Origin of the sequence: Stenotrophomonas maltophilia group sp. RNC7, from assembly GCF_030910085.1 — a bacterium.
GTDB classification, from domain to species: domain Bacteria; phylum Pseudomonadota; class Gammaproteobacteria; order Xanthomonadales; family Xanthomonadaceae; genus Stenotrophomonas; species Stenotrophomonas sepilia.
The window spans coordinates 1-1,068 of the sequence record NZ_JAVFVN010000957.1; the positions used below are offsets into that span (position 1 = coordinate 1).

Annotated in this window: 2 protein-coding genes; one reads left to right on the top strand and one right to left on the bottom strand. The window is 32.6% G+C overall.

Going from position 1 to position 1,068, the window contains the following annotated elements; translation table 11 throughout:
* Positions 1 to 69 precede the first annotated feature (69 nt).
* Positions 70 to 282, bottom strand: a complete 213-nt coding sequence (locus RCF13_RS25090) for a hypothetical protein (RefSeq protein WP_308141630.1) — start codon at positions 280 to 282, stop codon at positions 70 to 72.
* Positions 283 to 478: 196 nt separating this feature from the next.
* Between RCF13_RS25090 and RCF13_RS25095 the strand changes: the two genes are divergently transcribed.
* On the top strand, positions 479 to 1,068 hold a 590-nt coding region (locus RCF13_RS25095), incomplete at its 3' end, for a hypothetical protein (protein WP_308141631.1).

Consider the following 1,068-nt stretch of genomic DNA (forward strand, 5'->3'; position numbering starts at 1 on the left):
CTGCCGATACTCATAATCATCATCCTTTTTTTATCTGTAATCAATTTTACCATTTACTGTAGTCAATAGTCAGGGTAAAAAAATAAACTCATTGAAATCACTACCATTTTCATTGCACCATTTCATTACATTTGAAAAAAACTTTGTTCCACAGTTCCTATCTTTAACAAGCACCCTGTAAACATAGGCTACATCTAACCCTAGTTCCCTTGAAAACCTAGAGTAATTTCCTTCATACTCATCATACAGTACTTTATTCAGTGCTTCTTTGTTTAATCTCATGCGTATTACTCCTTGTCCTTTTTTATTTTATACATCGATCGATGATTAAATTCTAACACATGCCGTTTACTGCAGTCGATGATTTTTGGATAATTTTCAAAATCATTGACCGTAGACAAAGAATAATGGTATAATATAGTCAATAGATGGCTATATTTATAATGAAAATATAAAAATATGTCGAGGAGATACCTATATGACTTTTGATAAAGAACTTTTTGCTGAGCTGTTAAGTAAAGCAAAAGGAGATGATAGATCTATAAATAAATACGCAGCCGAAATCGATATCAGTCCGGCCCATATATCTAGATTGTTGAGAAAACTAATCGATGCCGCGCCTTCTCCAGAAACAATAGGCAAATTTGCTCAAGGAGCCTATAATGGAGTAACTTATGAAATGTTAATGCAAGCTGCAGGTCATATAATTAAAGAGACAGATCCCATTGAATCTGTTAATTCTAGTTGGAAATGTGATTCTAATCTTGAGAAAGAGTTTCTTCAAATTTTAATATCTGAGTTATATCAAAACGAATATGAGTGGACTATTGAAAAGAGTAAAGGTCGTTATTATATTCCGGATGTCACCATTCGCTTAAAGAACTCTGAATATTCTACATGGTATATTGAATTAAAGTCATCACATTCAGTTCAACTCCATGATTTTTACAGGCTCTATGGTGCCATTACTACACTGGATTTAACTGCAGACACTAAATTTTCTATTGCTGTAGATTCTATAGAAGCTTTTGATCATTTAATAAAAACACCGCCAATATCTTTAAGAGC

Coding starts and splice junctions, on each gene's coding strand:
- RCF13_RS25090 (WP_308141630.1), bottom strand. CDS start 282: ATGAGATTAAACAAAGAAGCACTGAATAAAGTACTGTATGATGAGTAT.